Raw genomic sequence first — 16851 nt, 5'->3', positions numbered from 1 at the left:
CTTACATTTTCATTTAATAGGCGGCAAAGGTAAGATTTTTACCTTAATACACCAAAATTGAACAGATATTTAACTGATTATTAACGATTGAAATTCTTCTTCACTAATCATTTTCACTCCTAATTGTTCAGCTTTCTCTTTTTTGCTAGGTCCCATATTATCGCCTATTATCACGTAATTAGTTTTTGATGAGATAGATGACCCTACTTTACCCCCGTGTTGTTCAATGAGGGCTTTGAGTTCATCGCGAGAATATAAGTGAAAGACTCCAGAAACTACAAAAGTAAGTCCTTTAAGGGTATCTGTTTGTCCTTCGGTGGCTTGTTCATTAATCGAAAACTGCAAGCCATAGCCTTTGAGCCTATCGATGAGTTTACGATTATAGTCGTCTGCAAAGAAATTTACTACACTGGTAGCTATTTGGTTGCCTATTTCATCTACCTCCACCAACTGTTCGACAGTGGCATTTTCTAGGGCTTCAATCGTTTTGTAGTGGCGTGCCAGCTTCTTGGCAACAGTCTCTCCTACATACCTAATCCCCAAAGCAAAAAGCACGCGTTCAAAAGGTATTTCTTTTGATTTCTGAATACCTTTAACAATATTCTCAGCACTCTTTTGTGCCATACGCTCTAAGGGAAGCAATTTCTCTACGGTTACCTCGTAGAGGTCAGCATAAGTATGGATAATACCGGCACGGAAGAGTTGTTCTACTGTTTCTTCACCTAAGCCTTCTATATCCATTGCCTTGCGTGAGATAAAATGCTGAATCTTACCTGTAATCTGGGGCGGACAGCCATAAGCATTAGGACAGTAGTGTTGTGCTTCGCCTTCGTTACGAACCAATTCAGTACCACATTCAGGACAATGGGTGATATATTGCACGGGCTGAGCATCTGCTTCGCGCTTATCTAAGTTCACGCCTACAATTTTAGGGATAATCTCCCCGCCTTTTTCTACATATACCGAGTCGCCTATGCGAATATCGAGCTTTTCAATCTGGTCAGCATTATGCAATGAAGCCCGTTTTACTACGGTTCCCGCTAATAACACGGGTTTGAGATTTGCCACCGGAGTAATAGCTCCTGTACGTCCCACTTGGTAGGAAATACTCTCTAAAACAGTGTCTACTTGTTCTGCTTTGAACTTGTAAGCCATTGCCCAACGCGGCGATTTTGAAGTATATCCTAACTCTTCTTGCTGGGCAATACTATCTACCTTTACCACTACCCCATCAGTTTCATAAGGCAAAGTGTGGCGTTTGGTATCCCATTCATTGATAAAGTCCATAACTTCGGCAGTAGAATGGCACAATTTGGAAATATTAGGTACTTTAAAGCCCCATTCGCGCGCTTTTTCTAAACTCTCAAACTGACTCTTTATACCTGTGTTCCCTACCAAAAAGTACAACAAGCAATCCAAACCTCGTTTAGCAACCTCGGCAGTATCTTGCAATTTGAGACTACCGCTGGCGGTGTTACGAGGATTCATAAAAGGGTCTTCACCAGCTGCTATACGTTCCTTATTGAGGTTTTCAAAGGCTTTTTTAGGCATTACTATCTCCCCGCGAATGTAAAAACGTTCAGAGTAATCGCCTTTTAGTTGCAAGGGTACTGAACGAATCGTACGCACATTGGCGGTAATATCGTCACCTTGAATACCATCGCCACGAGTAGTAGCTTGTTTAAGTTTGCCGTTTTCGTACAACAAATCTATAGAAGCACCGTCGTATTTCAATTCGCAAGTAAAGTTAATTTGGTCATTGCCCAACGTCTTGATAATACGCTGTTCCCATTCCTCTAAGTCTTCCTTAGAATAAGAGTTATCTAACGAGTACATACGGTATTCGTGTACTACGGTTGGAAAACTTTTAGTAACAGAACCTCCCACGCGTACAGTAGGCGAATTCTCATCGTAAAACTCTGGGTATGCTTGCTCTAAGGCTTGTAGTTCTTTAAGCTTTTGGTCGAACTCATAATCCGAAATCGTAGGTTTATCCAGCACATAGTAGTTATAATTGTGCTCATTGAGTTCCTCCCGAAGTTGTTGTATCTTTTCTTTCATAATTTTCCTTGTTACCTTTTACCTCTTACCTTTTTACCTCAAAACCCTATCCGGCTCTTTGTTCTTCTCCCATTTTAGGTCTGAAAGCATTGAGGCTTTGATGCCGATAAAGAAATACCACGAACTGCGATAACCGAACGGAGTAAACTGAAAACTCATACGGAAACTGCTCAAATCGCGCTCAAAACGTAATTGGGTATAGGTGAATCCTTGGTTTACAAAATCATAACCGCTCGAAACTCCTACCTGCCATTTGGGCGTGAGCGATACGTTCCCTGAGAACATTAGTGAGTTGTTGGATATCTTATTTTCGCGTGCTTGGTTGCTATAAGTAAGCGAGTGGGCTAAGGTTATGTCCCAAGGGATAACTGCCTTGTAAAAAGTCTTCTTCTCTTCTTTATCCTCGCCTTCTTTGCGGTTCTTATCCATATCCTGCACTTCGCTTAGTGGTTTCGACGACCCAAAGAGGTCATCAGTACGTCCTCCCGCTACGTTACCCGTCTGTTTGTCTTTATTCTTGTCTTTTTTATCTTTGTTCGAGAATGAATAGTTGGTAGAAATATTGGCATTAGTAAGTCTAAAAAGGCTACCGCCGTTGTCTATATTCCATTTCTCCATTTGTCGTCCGTTGTTGTCTATTGCATAAGGGTTCAGTGTTGCCCCGAAGTTCACCCCGAGCTTCCCGTTGAAGAACGAAGTACCCCCCGTAATGTTCAGCGGACTAAATTGCTTGGTAATCACGTTGTAGTTAGAACTGAAATTGAGACTATTCAAGAGCATTACCTTTTTCGGCTCAGCATCAGTGCTATCTTTTTGTTTCACTTTGGCTTCAAAGGTGTTTGCCAATGAGAACCCTATCGATTGCGACTCACCCAAACTTGGCGTACCGTAGATACCCCCCTCAAAACGGGTGTATTGTGAGCGGTTGCCATAAGCGTCTGAAATGTAATAATCGTAATACTGGTCAAAAGAAGGATTATAACCATAACTCACCGAGGGTCGCATTACGTGGCGAATAGCTTGTATTTTAGCGTTCTTGCCAAAACGGAAAGTACCGTAGATAGTCGTACCGAGACTCGCCCCGAGGTTGTACGTCATAAAACGGTCAAAACCACTGAGGGTGTCAATGCCTACCTTGCCCGTATTGCTATTGAAGTCCTTACGGCGAATTGTCTTAAATTGCCACGTCTCGTTTAATGAAGAGTTCAACCCTAAGGTAACGTATTTAAATAGCTTAGCAGTTGTACTCACCGGTATAGAGTGTCGCACTCCGTTTCTCGCCTCGTCAAACATTTTTTTAGTAAAGAACAAACTGTCATAGGTCGAAAAACGGTTATCAGCTTGCATACTGTACTGGAAATTCAAACTCTTGATAAGTCCTTTCTTCGTTTGTCCTTCACGGGCAAAAGGATAAATGCGCTCCATACTTGCACGCATCGAAGGGAGTGTCATATCAATACTTTTGGTATTCGTATTTTGTGAATGCGATGCCGATAGCGATAAGTTAATCGAAGGATACGCTGGGAACGTCTTGGAGTACGAGATAGACGACATCATCGTGTTGTTCAAAAAGTTCGACGTGTTCGCTTGATTGTAGGATTCTTGGTAATATCTACTGTTGCTCGATAGGTTCACCGAAGCCGAAAAGTTGGAATTAGGGTTGGCTTTACCGTCTTTGGAATGCGACCACTGGATATTGTACATACGGCTACCTGAATAGTCAGGTAAGCCCTTCATACTGTATATGTTATTCTCAAACGAAAGATTAAAACTTCCGGAATACTTGTAGCGCTTCACATAAGCCGATTGTGCCCTAAGCCCATAGCTACCATTGGTATAATAGTCACCTGTAAGCGAAAGGTCAAAATTGTCGCTAATTACAAAGTAATAACCTATGTTCTGCAAAAAATAGCCACGGTTATTCACTTCTCCAAAGGTAGGAAAAATAAGTCCGGAAGAACGTCCTGATACCATAGGATAATAAGCAAACGGAATAGCCAAAGGGGTAGGAATATCCACTATATACATATTGCTAAAACCCGCAATAATTTTTTTCTTAGGTACGAATTTCGCTTTGCGTACTTTGATATAATAATCAGGATCGTCAAGGTCTTCAGCAGTAGTAATAATTGCATTTCTCATAAAGTAAGTAGAGTCATTCTCCTTTTTTATGATCTCACCTTTTATATTATTTTCGTCCTGCTTGGTATAAGCATTGCGGATAATCGCCTTCTGGTTGCGGTAATTAAAACGTATCGAATCAGGCTCTATCACATCACTACCTTGCTTAAATACAGGGTGCTGACTATATTCTCCTAAACTATCTTTCAAACGTCCAGCATACACCTCTCCCTTTTCATAATTAATCACATCTACGCCCGCTGTAATGTCAATATCAGTATATTGTACATTAGTCTCATTGTACAAGATGATTTCATTCTTTACCCTATTGAACACAATACTATCTTTAGCCTTGTATTTCACTATATCTTCCAAAGCATTCTTAGGCTTTTTAATTGTATCATTTTTAAGGGAATCTTTAGCCTTTCCTGAAGTCTTTTTAGGCTTAATACGCCGTCCACGACGATCGTTTTTAGGCTCTATAGTGTCTTTTTTAATAGTATCGCGTACTGCCCAAGGATAGGTATAGTTAAAATCACTCGTTTTAAAGGCAAATGATTCAGCATACCAAAAGCAACAGCTTACTATTAACAAGCTGATAATAAAAGTGAGTTGACGTTTATACTGTAACAAAGTTTTTCCGAATATAGTTTTATTGAGGCGACAAAAATACAACTTTTTTTTGAAATGCCAAGAACTATATCGCAACTTACTATTGGAAATGGATCTACTAGCCTCCAAAACTACCATTTATTACTCTCTTTTACTTAAATTATCATATTCATAACGAAATCGCCTTTTTCTTGAATTTTCCGCAATAACTGTAATAACGAATAATAAACGAAGAAAGAACGAACAATAAGCGAAGAAAATACATACTTTACTTATTGACGAATACTTAACGAATTGAACAAATCATTGAGAATAATGTAAAACTAAAAATATTTGAACACTGCTTGTTTTATTACCTATCACCTAAAAAAATCTCTCTCCCTTCATTCGTAATTCCTAATTATTTTGTACTTTTGCCCTTACTTTAACGAAGTAAATGATGATGACTCTCAAAAATATCAAAGTTTTTATTAAAAAATCCCTTGTTTTCAAGATTTTAGCCTTTGCAATAGCCTTAGTGCTTATCTTGCAAGTATTTCCCGAAAAAGCGAAGTTTAAATACGAATTTCGCAAGGGTGAACTTTGGCAACACGATAATCTATATGCTCCTTTTGATTTCCCCCTAAAAAAAACAGATCAACAAATAAACTCTGAAAAACAACAAATTACCAATCAATCTACTGTTTATTACAAACAAGATACAACTGCCTTTATAAGTGCTAAACAGAAGTTTGAACAGAAAAAAAATAGCTATTTCAATCAATTGTCTAAAGACAAAAAAGAGCTCTTACTCCACAAAGCTGAAACATTTTTAACTGAAAGCTATCACAATGGGATAATGCTCAACCCTCCTGTGTTCAAAACTTCCGAAATCGCAATTATCAAGCAAAACAACCAAATTGTTGAAGTCTCTGCCTCTCGTGTATTATACCTTCAACAGCTAAATAATACCATTAAAAACTATTTCAATACCGCTCCTTACAACGAACATCTCAAAAATTACTACGACCTTTTCTTTGATATCCTCACCCCTAATCTTGTAATCGACCAAAATTTTACCCAAAAAGCCTTAAATCAAAACCTCAAAGAGATTGTCTATACGCGTGGATGGGTGAACAAAGGAAAACTTATCATCGCCAAAGGTGAATTAGTCGAAGGTGAAAAACTAAACACTCTCTTATCTCTCAAAGAAGAATATGAAACCCAAACGTGGAGTCAAAATAACTATAATTGGTCGCTATCAGGCTATTACACATTAGTTGCTATAGTATTGATACTAATGGTGTTATACTTAAAAATATACGAAAAGAAAATATACAAAAGCAATGTCAAATTGAGTGTTATCTTGCTCAATATGCTCACGATGATTCTTTTCGTCGGACTCATCTCTCGCTATTTCCCCGATTATATCTATATTGTCCCCGTAGGAATGATGGTGCTCATTCTCAAGTCGTTTTTCGATCTGCGCACCGTCCTCTTTGTGTATATCAGCACCATACTCATCACAGGCTTCATTGTGCCCAATAGCTTCCAGTTTGTGTTCATACAAATTGTATCTGCTATGGCTATCATCCTCACTCCTAAGGGAATGCACTACCGATTGAGCAGTTTTGTATCGGCGGGACTCATCACCGCTGCCTATTTAATTATTTATATCGCTTTCCATACCATTACCGAAGGAACACTCAAAGGACTAGACATTTCCTTGCTCACTCTTTTCATTCTCAATGGTATAGGAATCCTATTTTCACAACCTTTTACCTATATCTATGAACGTACTTTTGGCTTAGTATCCGATGTCTCTCTCTTGGAACTTTCCGACACGAACACCAAACTTTTGCGCCAACTCTCCGAAAAAGCTCCTGGTACTTTCCAACACTCTATGCAGGTGGCAAATCTTGCCGAAGCTGCTGCCGCCGAAATTGGCGCTAATACGCTATTGGTGCGTGTAGGAGCACTATATCACGACATTGGTAAGATGGAAAACCCTATTTACTTTACCGAAAACCAAAAAACAAGCCTCAACCCTCACGACCAGCTCACTCCTGAACAAAGTGCTAAGGTGATTATCAAACACGTTGCCGATGGTGTTGAACTCGCTCATAAAAATAAACTGCCTAAACGCATCATCGATTTCATCAAAACCCATCACGGACGCAGTCTTACCTATTATTTCTATCGCAAAGCCTTAGACCTAAATCCCGAAGGCACTAAAGAAGAAGATTTCCGCTACCCAGGTCCTATTCCTTTCTCCAAAGAAACAGCTATACTGATGATGGCTGATTCAGTGGAGGCCGCTACTAAAAGTCTTAAAAACCCTACTTTTGAAGCTCTTAACGAGTTTGTCGATCGCATCATCAAAAAACAATTAGATGACAATCAATTTGCTAATTCCGATATATCTTTCAAAGAAATCGAAGCTATCAAACGCATATTTAAAAACAAACTCACCAATATCTACCACGTGCGTATCGAATATCCCGAGTAATTGGCACACTTATTGACATCCGATTCTCCAAGTCTCTCCGAGATTCTCAAAAATCTAAAATAAACATCAAAAAATATGAAACACTACTTTGTATTATTTTCGCTAATATCAACAATGGCAATAGCACAAAACCAAACGCCTACCGTCGAAGTTACAGGTGAAGGCATCGTATATGCAACCCCCGATATGGTAAATATCTCTATCAGTATCGAAAAAGAAGGGCTTGATTTGAAGAATCTCCGACAAAAGAACGGTGAAGCTGTGGCTCAAGTATTACAACTTTTGAGTAAGGAACTCCCTATGGAGAATTTCCAAACCAGCTATGTATCTCTTTATAAAGATGATTATAACAAACTAAACAAATATCGTGTAGTGCAAAATATCAATATCAAATTAGAAGATATAAGCAAGTACGACAACTTGATGAATGCTATTTTCGATGCAGGAGTAAACCGAATTGACGGCATCAGCTTTGGAGTAAAAAACAAAGAAAAACTCTTACAAGAAGCACGTATCGCCGCTATCGACGATGCCCGTAAAAAAGCGTTACTCTATGCCGTAAGTTTAGACCAAAATATTGGTAAAGCTATCCAAATCAAGGAAGTAAACTCTCATTTCAACGATATACAACCCGTTGAAAGAATGAGCAAAATGAGTTTAGGAAGTACTGGAAATGATAATACTTTAGCCGTAGGTAAAATAGCTATCGAAGCTCAAGTAAATGTAGCATTCGAACTTTTAAAATAAATTCACTATGGGAACACAAGAAATTATAGCCTATATTTTAGTAGCAATAGCAGCTTTTTTCTTAGTAAAAAAACTGTTTTTTAACAAAAAGAAAGGCTGTTCTGGCGGCGCTAATTGCAACTGCGGACACTAAATAATTAAAAAAAATGCCAATTCACAAATTTGCTAATTGACAAATTATTCGTACCTTTGCGCCCTCAATTTTAAAAATTACAAATTATATCTATGACCGCTATTAGAAATATAGCTATTATTGCCCACGTTGACCACGGAAAAACTACCCTTGTTGATAAAATCTTGCACCACTGCGCACTCTTTCGCGACAATCAAGATTCTGGCGAACTGATATTAGATAATAACGACCTCGAACGCGAACGCGGTATTACCATCCTCTCTAAAAACGTATCTGTTGTTTATAAAGACATCAAAATCAACATCATCGATACCCCTGGTCACGCCGACTTTGGTGGTGAGGTTGAACGTGTCCTCAATATGGCTGATGGCGTACTTCTATTAGTAGATGCCTTTGAAGGTCCTATGCCTCAAACGCGATTTGTACTCCAAAAAGCTATCGAAATGAAGTTGAAACCTATTGTGGTAATCAACAAAGTCGATAAAGAAAACTGTACACCTGATGAGGTACACGAAGCTGTATTCGACCTGATGTTTGAACTCGGTGCCGAAGATTGGCAACTCGATTTTCCTACTGTCTACGGTTCAGCAAAACAAAACTGGATGTCCGAAGATTGGCATAAAAAAACAGATAGCATCGCTCCTCTACTCGATATGGTGGTAGAGCACATCCCTGCTCCTCAAATTGAGGAAGGTAGCTTGCAAATGCTCATCACTTCTCTTGATTATTCTACCTTTACAGGTCGTATAGCTATCGGTCGCTTGCACCGTGGTACCCTAAAAGCTGGTATGAATATTTCATTAGTGAAACGTGATGGGACTATCGTAAAATCTAAAATTAAAGAACTACACCTATTTGATGGTTTAGGTCGTAAAAAAGTAGAGGAAGTACAAGCAGGCGACATCTGTGCGATTGCTGGCTTAGAAGGCTTTGAAATTGGTGATACCATCGCCGATTATGAAAACCCCGAAGCACTTCCTACTATCGCTATCGATGAACCTACAATGAGTATGCTCTTCACTATCAACGATTCTCCTTTCTTCGGTAAGGATGGTAAGTTCGTAACCTCTCGCCATATCAAAGAACGTTTGGAACGCGAATTAGAGAAAAACCTCGCTTTACGAGTAGAACCTACCGATAGTGCCGATAAATTTATTGTTTATGGTCGTGGGGTATTACACCTCTCAGTGCTTATTGAAACAATGCGCCGTGAAGGTTATGAATTACAAATAGGTCAGCCTCAAGTGATCATCAAAGAAATCGATGGCGTAAAATGTGAACCTGTAGAAGAACTCACTATCGATTTACCTGAGAACGTAAGTGGTAAAGCCGTCGATTTGGTAACCCTTCGTAAAGGTGAAATGCTAAGTATGGAGCCTAAAGGCGAACGTATGATTATCAAGTTCATCATTCCTTCTCGCGGTATCATTGGTTTGCGTAACCAATTGCTTACAGCTACCGCTGGTGAGGCGATTATCCACCACCGCTTCTTGGAATTCCAACCTTTCAAAGGTGAAATCGCAGGGCGTATCAATGGGTCGCTCATCTCTATGGAACAAGGAACTGCTATCCCCTACTCTCTCGATAAATTGCAAGACCGTGGTAAATTCTTTATCTTCCCAGGCGAAGAAATCTATACAGGACAAGTAATTGGCGAAAACTCTCGTAGTGGAGATATCGTCGTGAATGTTACGAAGACTAAAAAACTTACAAACGTACGTGCTGCTGGTTCTGATGAAAAAGTGAAGTTAGCTCCACCTATTAAGTTTTCATTAGAAGAAGCCTTGGAATATATCCAAAAAGATGAATACGTTGAAGTAACACCAAAAAATATGCGCTTGCGTAAAATCTACTTAGATGAAAATGAACGCAAACGCCACGAAAAAGAGTTTAAATAATTAAGCAAATATTTTTTAAAAACAAAAGAGGTTGCCCAATATTGAGTAACCTCTTTTTAATTTTTAATTTTTAATTGTTAATTTTTAATTGTTAATTGTTAATTGTTAATTGTTAATTGTTAATTGTTAATTGTTAATTGTTAATTGTTAATTGTTAATTGTTAATTGTTTTATTGTTTCTTCAGCAGTCTTGTCATAGTCAATCCCTAAACCTTCTTGTTGCGATACCAATTCACCTTTCTTGTTAAACACACTGATGATGTTAGAATGTGAGAAATCCACTGGCGATATTTGCTTGTAGTTCACAGCAAGTACTGCAGCAAACTCTCGTGTTTGTTCTTCATTAGAACGAAGGAATAGCCACTGCTCATCGTCCATTTGTCTTTCTTTGGCAAAGGCTTTTAAATGCTCTGGTGTATCCGTCTCTGGGTCTATACTCACCAAAAGGTATTTCACTTGCTTGCGTTTATCTCCTGCTTGTTCATCTACGCGCTTGCGTATTTCGCGCATATCTTTAATAAGGATAGGACAAGCGGTCTTGCAAGAGGTGTAGATCATCACCACCACCAATACATTCCCTTTGAGGTCTTTAAGCTCAATGTTATCCCCATTTTGGGTAGTCCATACCGCTGGTAGGTGATATACTGATAAGTCCGAAAAACTATCCGTCGTCTTTGCAGTGGTACTATCTGCCACTGCTTTTGTATCTGTTGTAGCTGTGTTGCTATTGTGGTTATTACAATTGAGCAATAACAAACTCAGTAAAATAAAATATAGTGTTTTCATTAATAGTAATTTTTTCTAAGGTTTATCTTCATTTTATCATATTTTGCTTCTAAATCTTCTAAAAATCCCTCCAAAACATCGGCTACATCTTCATAATTCTCATAAAGGTATTTATCGTCAATTCCTTGTTCCATAATCCCTCTTATTTCTTTCAATTTAGCTCTTATATATTTATACGAGCTTGTTGTTCCATCATAGTATAGAAAATCTTGTACATATTCTCTCAATATATCATAATCCGCATTAGCTTCTACAATCATAGCTTTGATATAGATATTCACCAACGCTATAATTGTTAACTCAGCCGATTGTTTATACACCTCTACTATCACATAATTACAGATTTCGTCTATATCGTTATATGCCATATTCTTTAAGTTGTTATTATCGCCTAATAACAACTCACAATCTTCTATAACATCTCTATATTTTGTTACAATATCTTTCATTATTAAAGCTAACCTCCTCTGCATCTCTCAGAGATCCTCAGAGTTCCTCCTATTTTCTTAAAATCTCTCCAAAAATTCTGAAACTCATTTGTCAATTATTATAGTAAGTCAGAATTGGTTTGCAAAATTTTCGTCACTACATTTTGCCAAAGTTTTAGGTTTTATCAAAATTGATTACCTGATAATCAATTACTTTTAAAGTATGTTATGTAGGGGCGTTTTGCAAACGCCCCTAAAAGAAAACTTTTTTATTCACAATCTATTTTTTGTTTGAATATAATTTCGTAAATTCGTAATTCGTCATTTATTCCCATTAAGACAAATAGCAATCGCTTTTGCGGCTTGTCCCCCTTCGGGGGTTCGGGGGCTATCTCGTAATTCGTATTTCGTAACTCGTAATTTATAAAGCACATCTAAACCCCATATTCAGCATCGTATAGTTCGCTTTGAGGCTACCTCTCAGCGCATACCGCATAAAAGCTCCATAGTTAGTAAGGTCGGAAGCATTGAGCGCACTCCCGCCACAAAAAAGAGCATCGTCTCCTTGCTTGTCTTTGCGCGAGTCCCCCGAGAGAAGCACACTGTTGAAGTCCGACACCCATTCCCATACCAAGCCGTGCATATCATATACACCCCAATAGTTCTTGGGCGTACTGCCTACTTTCTGTAGGTAGGTCTTGGGCGTTTGCATGCTCCGCACTATATACTCTTGATAATGTTTCTTCTTGCGGGCATCTATACTTTGGGCATCGGCTTGGGCTACGTACTCCCACTCGTCGGTTGTCGGTAGTCGCTTTCCTTCACACTCACAATATTTCTTGGCAGCAAACCACGAAATGTGGGTTACAGGGGCTTGTGCCTCCAGCGGACTAAATTCTAAGTCGCTCTTCCAGTGCGAAAGATAACTCTTCTGCGCAAAGATTCCCTTCACTCGAGAACGCTGCCACTCGGGGTGTTTCTCCAAAAAAGCTTTGTATTGTGCATTGGTCACTGGGTATATATCTAGCTGAAAGCTCTTTACGTTTACGGGCTTTGTCGCTTTATTCTCCCCTTTCACTCCATACAAAGGCACATAGCTTCCTCCTTTAATCGTTACCATAGGAGTAGAAGTTTGCCCTAAGAGCCATCCACAAAAGCATAAAGTTATTATGTTAATTAGGTATTTTTTCATCATTATCACCCAATTAACGTTTATCTCTTACTTTCTTCACTCTTTCAGGGCTTACTACGGTTTTATTGTTCTCCCAGTTGTGATATACGTAGGTGAGCACATCGGCTATTTGTTCTGGGGTAAGTGGTTGAGGAGGCATCATACTGTTGTACTGCTTGCCATTCACAGTAATCCCCCCCGTATGCCCTTTCAGTACGGTCTCTATTGCTCTGTCTACATCAGCATTCAGGTAGTCGGCTTTTGCCAAAGGCGGAAAAGCTCCTTCCAACCCCTGCCCTTGTGCCTGATGACAAGCCACACAAGTGCGCTGATACACTTTCTTCCCGTCTTCCATCTGTTGTGCCAAAGTCTTATTCCCTGACTCCTGCCCCCTATCTCCTGTCACCTGAGACTTAACCACTGACACCTGATAAGGCACTGCCTCTTGCTTGCCGTAGATAGCTGGATTTTCTCTCCCTTGCGCGATGAGTTGACCCAACGCACCTTTGTTGAAAGCACGGAAAATAGCGTGGTCTACTAGCGTATATGAACCAGGCACTTCTACTTTGAATTCTACTATAGCTGCCCCTCCCGCAGGAATAACTGTCGTTTGCACATTTTCGTTTACGAGTTTGCCTCCTTCTACCTGCACTCGGTCAAAGATTTCTCCTATCACGTGGAAAGAAGAAATGAGGTTAGGTCCTCCATTCCCTACAAAAAGACGCACCGTTTCACCAGCGTTTACAGTAAGGGCTTTATCGCCTGCAATAGCTCCTACTTTCCCGTTGAAAAGCACATAATCAGGCTTTTCCGCAAGGGCTTTCTCTTGGCTGAAGGCTTGCAAACCTTCTGCTCCATAAGCTCCTTCGGTATAGAAATCGCCTTGCATCACATAGTATTCCATATCTACTGGGGGCAGACCGCCTTCGGGTTCTACCAATATAAGCCCATACATCCCATTGGCAATATGCAAAGGCACGGGCGCTTGAGCACAATGATATACAAAAAGTCCCGGGTTCAAACATTTAAAGGTGAAGGTACGTTGCTGTCCTGGGGCTACTAACGACGCATCAGCACCTCCTCCTGTACCCGTTACAGCGTGAAGGTCGATATTGTGTGCCAATTTGTTATCTGGGTGATTTTTAAGTGTAAACGATACTTCATCTCCTACACGAGCTCGAATAAAACTCCCTGGCACCGTACCGCCAAATGTCCAAAAAAGGTATTTAGTACCATCTGTCAATTCGCCTTCTTTTTCTATGATTTCAAGAGTAACACTTAGTTTTGTAGCCTTCCGATTGCCTACTGGCGCTGGTACAAAAGGTGGTGAAGTAAGTTGGGCTACCATTTCTCCCTCTACGGGAATATCAGTGGTAGAAGTATAAGTAGTTTGTTCATTACAAGCACTTAACAATAAAGAAGCACTCAATAGTAATAAATTGTATTTCATAAAATCTTTTCTCATCATTATAGTACCAAATTATATAGAAGCAATTAAAATACGGGGGCAAATATAATACTTTTTTGTCTAATAATCTCTATCCCAATATAGCTTTTTAGTTCCGCCCATTACTCCCACAACTCCCACAGCTCCCATTAAAACTGCCCGTGCGGCTCCCACCACTAAAGGTCAAACACTGAAGTCCGTTTCACAAAAAACACATCCTTAATTCTCAACAAAGAAGCCAATAATAGATATACACCAAAACCAGCCCCTAAAGTAGCAAAAGTGCCATAAATAAAGAAAATACGCACATCTTTAGCGCGTACACCTAATTTCTCAGCCAATCGTGCCGATACTGCAAAGCCGTATTTCTCTAAAAAAAATCTAACCTTTGAAATCATATCTAATTATTTGTTACCCGTTGTTTGCTTGTCTTAAAAAGTAGAATTATGCCAACTCCGAAGAAGATAATCAATGAGATAGTCGCATTACGCATATTATTCGTAAATTGGTCTATGAGTCCATAAACACCCATTCCTATTACTATCCCTATTTTTTCAGTCACATCGTAAAAACTGAAGAAAGAAGTTGTATCTTTAGTATCAGGCAAATAAGCCGAATAAGTAGAGCGAGAAAGCGTTTGTATACCTCCCATTACAAGTCCTACTAAAGTAGCAATGATGTAGAATTGTATCGGTTTATACACGTAATATGAAAGTAAGCAAATTCCTACCCATATAGCATTGAGCCCTATTAACACCCAAATATTTCCCCATTTGCGCACTGCAATAACTGTGAGTCGTGCTCCTACTATAGCTACCAATTGAATTATGAGCACACTCACTATTAGTCCTATAGTACTTTCTTCAGCACTCGCCCATTGTATTTCTTGTTCTCCAAAATAGGTAGCTACCAGCATTACGGTTTGCACTCCCATACTATATACAAAAAAAGCAATGAGATACCATTTCAATCGTGGCGAGGTAGTGAGTTGTTGCCATACTTTCCGTAATTCCTTAAATCCATTAAAAAAAATACTCTTGGTAACTTTAGCTCCATTTTTCTTATATGATGGAAGGTAGTAAAAAGGAATACTACTGAACCCTATCCACCATACTCCTACTGTGATAAACGAAATCCGCATCGTCGTGAGTGTCGTTTCGGTATCAGTAGTAGTAAAACCTATCCATTCGGGTTTCATCACCATTATCAAATTGAAAATCAATAGCAACACACTCCCCGCGTAGCCTAAACTATAACCTTTAGCACTTACTGCATCGTATTGTTCAGGCAGAGCAATATCTGGCAAATAGGAATTGTAAAACACTATACTTCCCCAAAAACCTACTACCCCACAAAAATAACAAAATAAACTAAAATAGATGTGTTCTAACGAAAACCAGTACAATCCTATACACGAAATTGCTCCAATATAGCAAAAAAAGCGCATAAATGTTTTTTTGTTGCCTAAATAGTCGGCTATACCACTCAAAATAGGCGAGAGTACCACCACCACAGCAAAAGCCAAAGCGGTTACAAAAGCGATTACCGATGTACTTTTGATTATCATCCCAAAAAGGGCTATATGGGTAAGCCCTGCAATGCGAAATAATAGTCCGTAAAAAATAGGAAAAACAGTGGAAACGATGGTAAGTGAATATACTGAGTTCGCCCAGTCATAAAACGCCCAAGCGTTGAGTAGTTTTTTATTGCCTCTTTCTAATCTGTTCATAGTTTAGTGTTTTTTACTGCGTTTGTTACTCCATTTTTCGAGTAGATAAATCACTAAAAAACCTGCTATTGCTAATAGTACAGCAATGAATATTTGAGGTTCTGTATGGGTGACTTCTTTAAAAGTACAGGGCGATATGCTCTTTTCCCACACTGCCACAGCATTGCCTTGAGCATCTGTATCCCATTTCAAAACCTCTTTCCAAGGCCATACTTTGTTTAGCGACCCCACGATAAAACCAGTCAACCCTGCAAAAGTAAGAGTCCGATATTTAGCAAACAACCATTTCAGCGCCTTAGAAAAACTTAAAATACCCGTGATTGCTCCTACCCCAAAAACACTTATGAGTTTAAAATTCCACGAACTCAAAGCGTCTAAAACTGTGTGATAAGCTCCTAACAGCACCAATATAAAAGCTCCTGAAATCCCTGGTAATATCATCGCGCAAATAGCCAAAGCTCCACAGAAGAAAATAAATATCAAATTCTGGTTACCACCATTCACTAAGGGTGGAATAACCGTAATAAAATAAGCAACTCCCCCCGATATGAGCATCACGAGTATTGTAGCTAAATTCCAACGCTTGATTTCTTTTATCAAAAAAAGTACGCTGGCTATCATCAATCCAAAGAAAAAAGCCCATATCATTATAGGTTCATTTTCTAAAAGCCATTTCATCCCTTTGGCAAGCGATATGATGCTAACCCCTATCCCTGCCAAGAGTGCTATAAAAAAATTACCATTAATATGTTTCCAAAAAGCTACAATCCCTTTGCTGAATAAAAGCTTAAATGCTTGTAAATTGATCTTGCTAATAGACCCTACAAGCTCTTCATAAATCCCCGATATAAAGGCTATGGTACCCCCAGAAACTCCTGGTACAACATCGGCTGCTCCCATTGCCATTCCTTTGGAAGTAATAAATAAATAATCTAAAAAATTGCGTTTCATAACAATTTATAATGTCTCTTTCTAACTTAAACGGCGCAAAGATAATAATATTTTGCTAATTAATAGTCTATCAGTATTGATTTGCAAATTTTTCGTTCTATACTATCCGTGTAATTCCAGTAGCGTTTGCTGCCATAATATATATTCTTTACGTCTAACTCTCATTAAGTTAACGTCAGTTCGATATAACAGAACATTGATTTACAGCTTTGTAACATAATATATTCACAAAATAATTCACCGTCAGGTGAAAATTCGTGGGAGATTAAAAAATAAAGA

Annotated in this window: 13 protein-coding genes; 4 read left to right on the top strand and 9 right to left on the bottom strand. The window is 39.0% G+C overall.

Features of this window, described 5'->3' with window-relative positions:
* Positions 1 to 69: 69 nt before the first annotated feature.
* Both ligA and JMN12_RS14710 read right to left on the bottom strand, forming a co-directional pair.
* Complete coding sequence (gene ligA / locus JMN12_RS14715; protein ID WP_203140019.1) at positions 70 to 2061, bottom strand: NAD-dependent DNA ligase LigA; 1992 nt, start codon at positions 2059 to 2061, stop codon at positions 70 to 72.
* Between the two features lie 33 nt (positions 2062 to 2094).
* Complete coding sequence (locus JMN12_RS14710) at positions 2095 to 4770, bottom strand: putative LPS assembly protein LptD (protein WP_203140040.1); 2676 nt, start codon at positions 4768 to 4770, stop codon at positions 2095 to 2097.
* Between the two features lie 463 nt (positions 4771 to 5233).
* Here JMN12_RS14710 and JMN12_RS14705 point away from each other — a divergent pair, with 463 nt between their 5' ends.
* The 4 genes from JMN12_RS14705 to typA all read left to right on the top strand — a co-directional run bounded on the left by JMN12_RS14705 (position 5234) and on the right by typA (position 10060).
* Positions 5234 to 7282: an HD family phosphohydrolase gene (locus tag JMN12_RS14705; protein ID WP_203140017.1), complete on the top strand. Its 2049-nt coding sequence runs from the start codon at positions 5234 to 5236 to the stop codon at positions 7280 to 7282.
* Between the two features lie 75 nt (positions 7283 to 7357).
* Positions 7358 to 8029 (top strand): SIMPL domain-containing protein, encoded by a 672-nt coding sequence (locus JMN12_RS14700; RefSeq protein WP_203140016.1) that lies wholly within the window; start codon positions 7358 to 7360, stop codon positions 8027 to 8029.
* 7 nt (positions 8030 to 8036) lie between these two features.
* The gene (locus tag JMN12_RS14695; RefSeq protein ID WP_009413135.1) at positions 8037 to 8162 is read left to right on the top strand and encodes a FeoB-associated Cys-rich membrane protein; all 126 of its coding nucleotides are present in this window, start codon (positions 8037 to 8039) and stop codon (positions 8160 to 8162) included.
* A gap of 92 nt (positions 8163 to 8254) precedes the next feature.
* The gene (gene typA / locus JMN12_RS14690; RefSeq protein WP_088594214.1) at positions 8255 to 10060 is read left to right on the top strand and encodes a translational GTPase TypA; all 1806 of its coding nucleotides are present in this window, start codon (positions 8255 to 8257) and stop codon (positions 10058 to 10060) included.
* A gap of 147 nt (positions 10061 to 10207) precedes the next feature.
* Here typA and JMN12_RS14685 read toward each other — a convergent pair whose 3' ends face one another.
* The 7 genes from JMN12_RS14685 to JMN12_RS14655 form a co-directional block, all read right to left on the bottom strand.
* Positions 10208 to 10846, bottom strand: a complete 639-nt coding sequence (locus JMN12_RS14685; protein WP_203140014.1) for an SCO family protein — start codon at positions 10844 to 10846, stop codon at positions 10208 to 10210.
* Positions 10846 to 11295 (bottom strand): hypothetical protein, encoded by a 450-nt coding sequence (locus tag JMN12_RS14680; protein ID WP_198466006.1) that lies wholly within the window; start codon positions 11293 to 11295, stop codon positions 10846 to 10848. The genes JMN12_RS14685 and JMN12_RS14680 overlap by 1 nt, the downstream gene beginning before the upstream one ends.
* Before the next feature lie 400 nt (positions 11296 to 11695).
* Positions 11696 to 12394 (bottom strand): formylglycine-generating enzyme family protein, encoded by a 699-nt coding sequence (locus JMN12_RS14675; protein ID WP_410494255.1) that lies wholly within the window; start codon positions 12392 to 12394, stop codon positions 11696 to 11698.
* An 85-nt stretch (positions 12395 to 12479) separates the two neighbouring features.
* A complete protein-coding gene (gene nirK / locus JMN12_RS14670; RefSeq protein WP_410494254.1) occupies positions 12480 to 13910 on the bottom strand; it encodes a copper-containing nitrite reductase in 1431 nt (476 codons plus the stop codon).
* Between the two features lie 158 nt (positions 13911 to 14068).
* Positions 14069 to 14290 carry a hypothetical protein gene (locus tag JMN12_RS14665; protein WP_009413142.1) on the bottom strand — a complete coding sequence of 74 codons (222 nt, stop codon included), beginning with the start codon at positions 14288 to 14290 and terminating at the stop codon, positions 14069 to 14071.
* Positions 14291 to 14292: 2 nt separating this feature from the next.
* Positions 14293 to 15621 (bottom strand): MFS transporter, encoded by a 1329-nt coding sequence (locus JMN12_RS14660; RefSeq protein ID WP_198466008.1) that lies wholly within the window; start codon positions 15619 to 15621, stop codon positions 14293 to 14295.
* Positions 15622 to 15624: 3 nt separating this feature from the next.
* Positions 15625 to 16572, bottom strand: a complete 948-nt coding sequence (locus JMN12_RS14655; RefSeq protein ID WP_009413144.1) for a DUF368 domain-containing protein — start codon at positions 16570 to 16572, stop codon at positions 15625 to 15627.
* Positions 16573 to 16851: the final 279 nt, after the last annotated feature.

Source organism: Capnocytophaga genosp. AHN8471 (genome assembly GCF_016806945.1).
Lineage (GTDB): Bacteria > Bacteroidota > Bacteroidia > Flavobacteriales > Flavobacteriaceae > Capnocytophaga > Capnocytophaga periodontitidis.
This window is presented reverse-complemented; position numbering and strand designations above follow the sequence as displayed.

Bases quoted from the DNA above. Each gene is read 5' to 3' on its own strand.
- ligA (WP_203140019.1), bottom strand. From the start codon at position 2,061: ATGAAAGAAAAGATACAACAACTTCGGGAGGAACTCAATGAGCACAAT.
- JMN12_RS14705 (WP_203140017.1), top strand. From the start codon at position 5,234: ATGATGACTCTCAAAAATATCAAAGTTTTTATTAAAAAATCCCTTGTT.
- JMN12_RS14700 (WP_203140016.1), top strand. From the start codon at position 7,358: ATGAAACACTACTTTGTATTATTTTCGCTAATATCAACAATGGCAATA.
- JMN12_RS14695 (WP_009413135.1), top strand. From the start codon at position 8,037: ATGGGAACACAAGAAATTATAGCCTATATTTTAGTAGCAATAGCAGCT.
- typA (WP_088594214.1), top strand. From the start codon at position 8,255: ATGACCGCTATTAGAAATATAGCTATTATTGCCCACGTTGACCACGGA.
- JMN12_RS14685 (WP_203140014.1), bottom strand. From the start codon at position 10,846: ATGAAAACACTATATTTTATTTTACTGAGTTTGTTATTGCTCAATTGT.
- JMN12_RS14680 (WP_198466006.1), bottom strand. From the start codon at position 11,295: ATGAAAGATATTGTAACAAAATATAGAGATGTTATAGAAGATTGTGAG.
- JMN12_RS14675 (WP_410494255.1), bottom strand. From the start codon at position 12,394: ATGGTAACGATTAAAGGAGGAAGCTATGTGCCTTTGTATGGAGTGAAA.
- nirK (WP_410494254.1), bottom strand. From the start codon at position 13,910: ATGAGAAAAGATTTTATGAAATACAATTTATTACTATTGAGTGCTTCT.
- JMN12_RS14665 (WP_009413142.1), bottom strand. From the start codon at position 14,290: ATGATTTCAAAGGTTAGATTTTTTTTAGAGAAATACGGCTTTGCAGTA.
- JMN12_RS14660 (WP_198466008.1), bottom strand. From the start codon at position 15,621: ATGAACAGATTAGAAAGAGGCAATAAAAAACTACTCAACGCTTGGGCG.
- JMN12_RS14655 (WP_009413144.1), bottom strand. From the start codon at position 16,572: ATGAAACGCAATTTTTTAGATTATTTATTTATTACTTCCAAAGGAATG.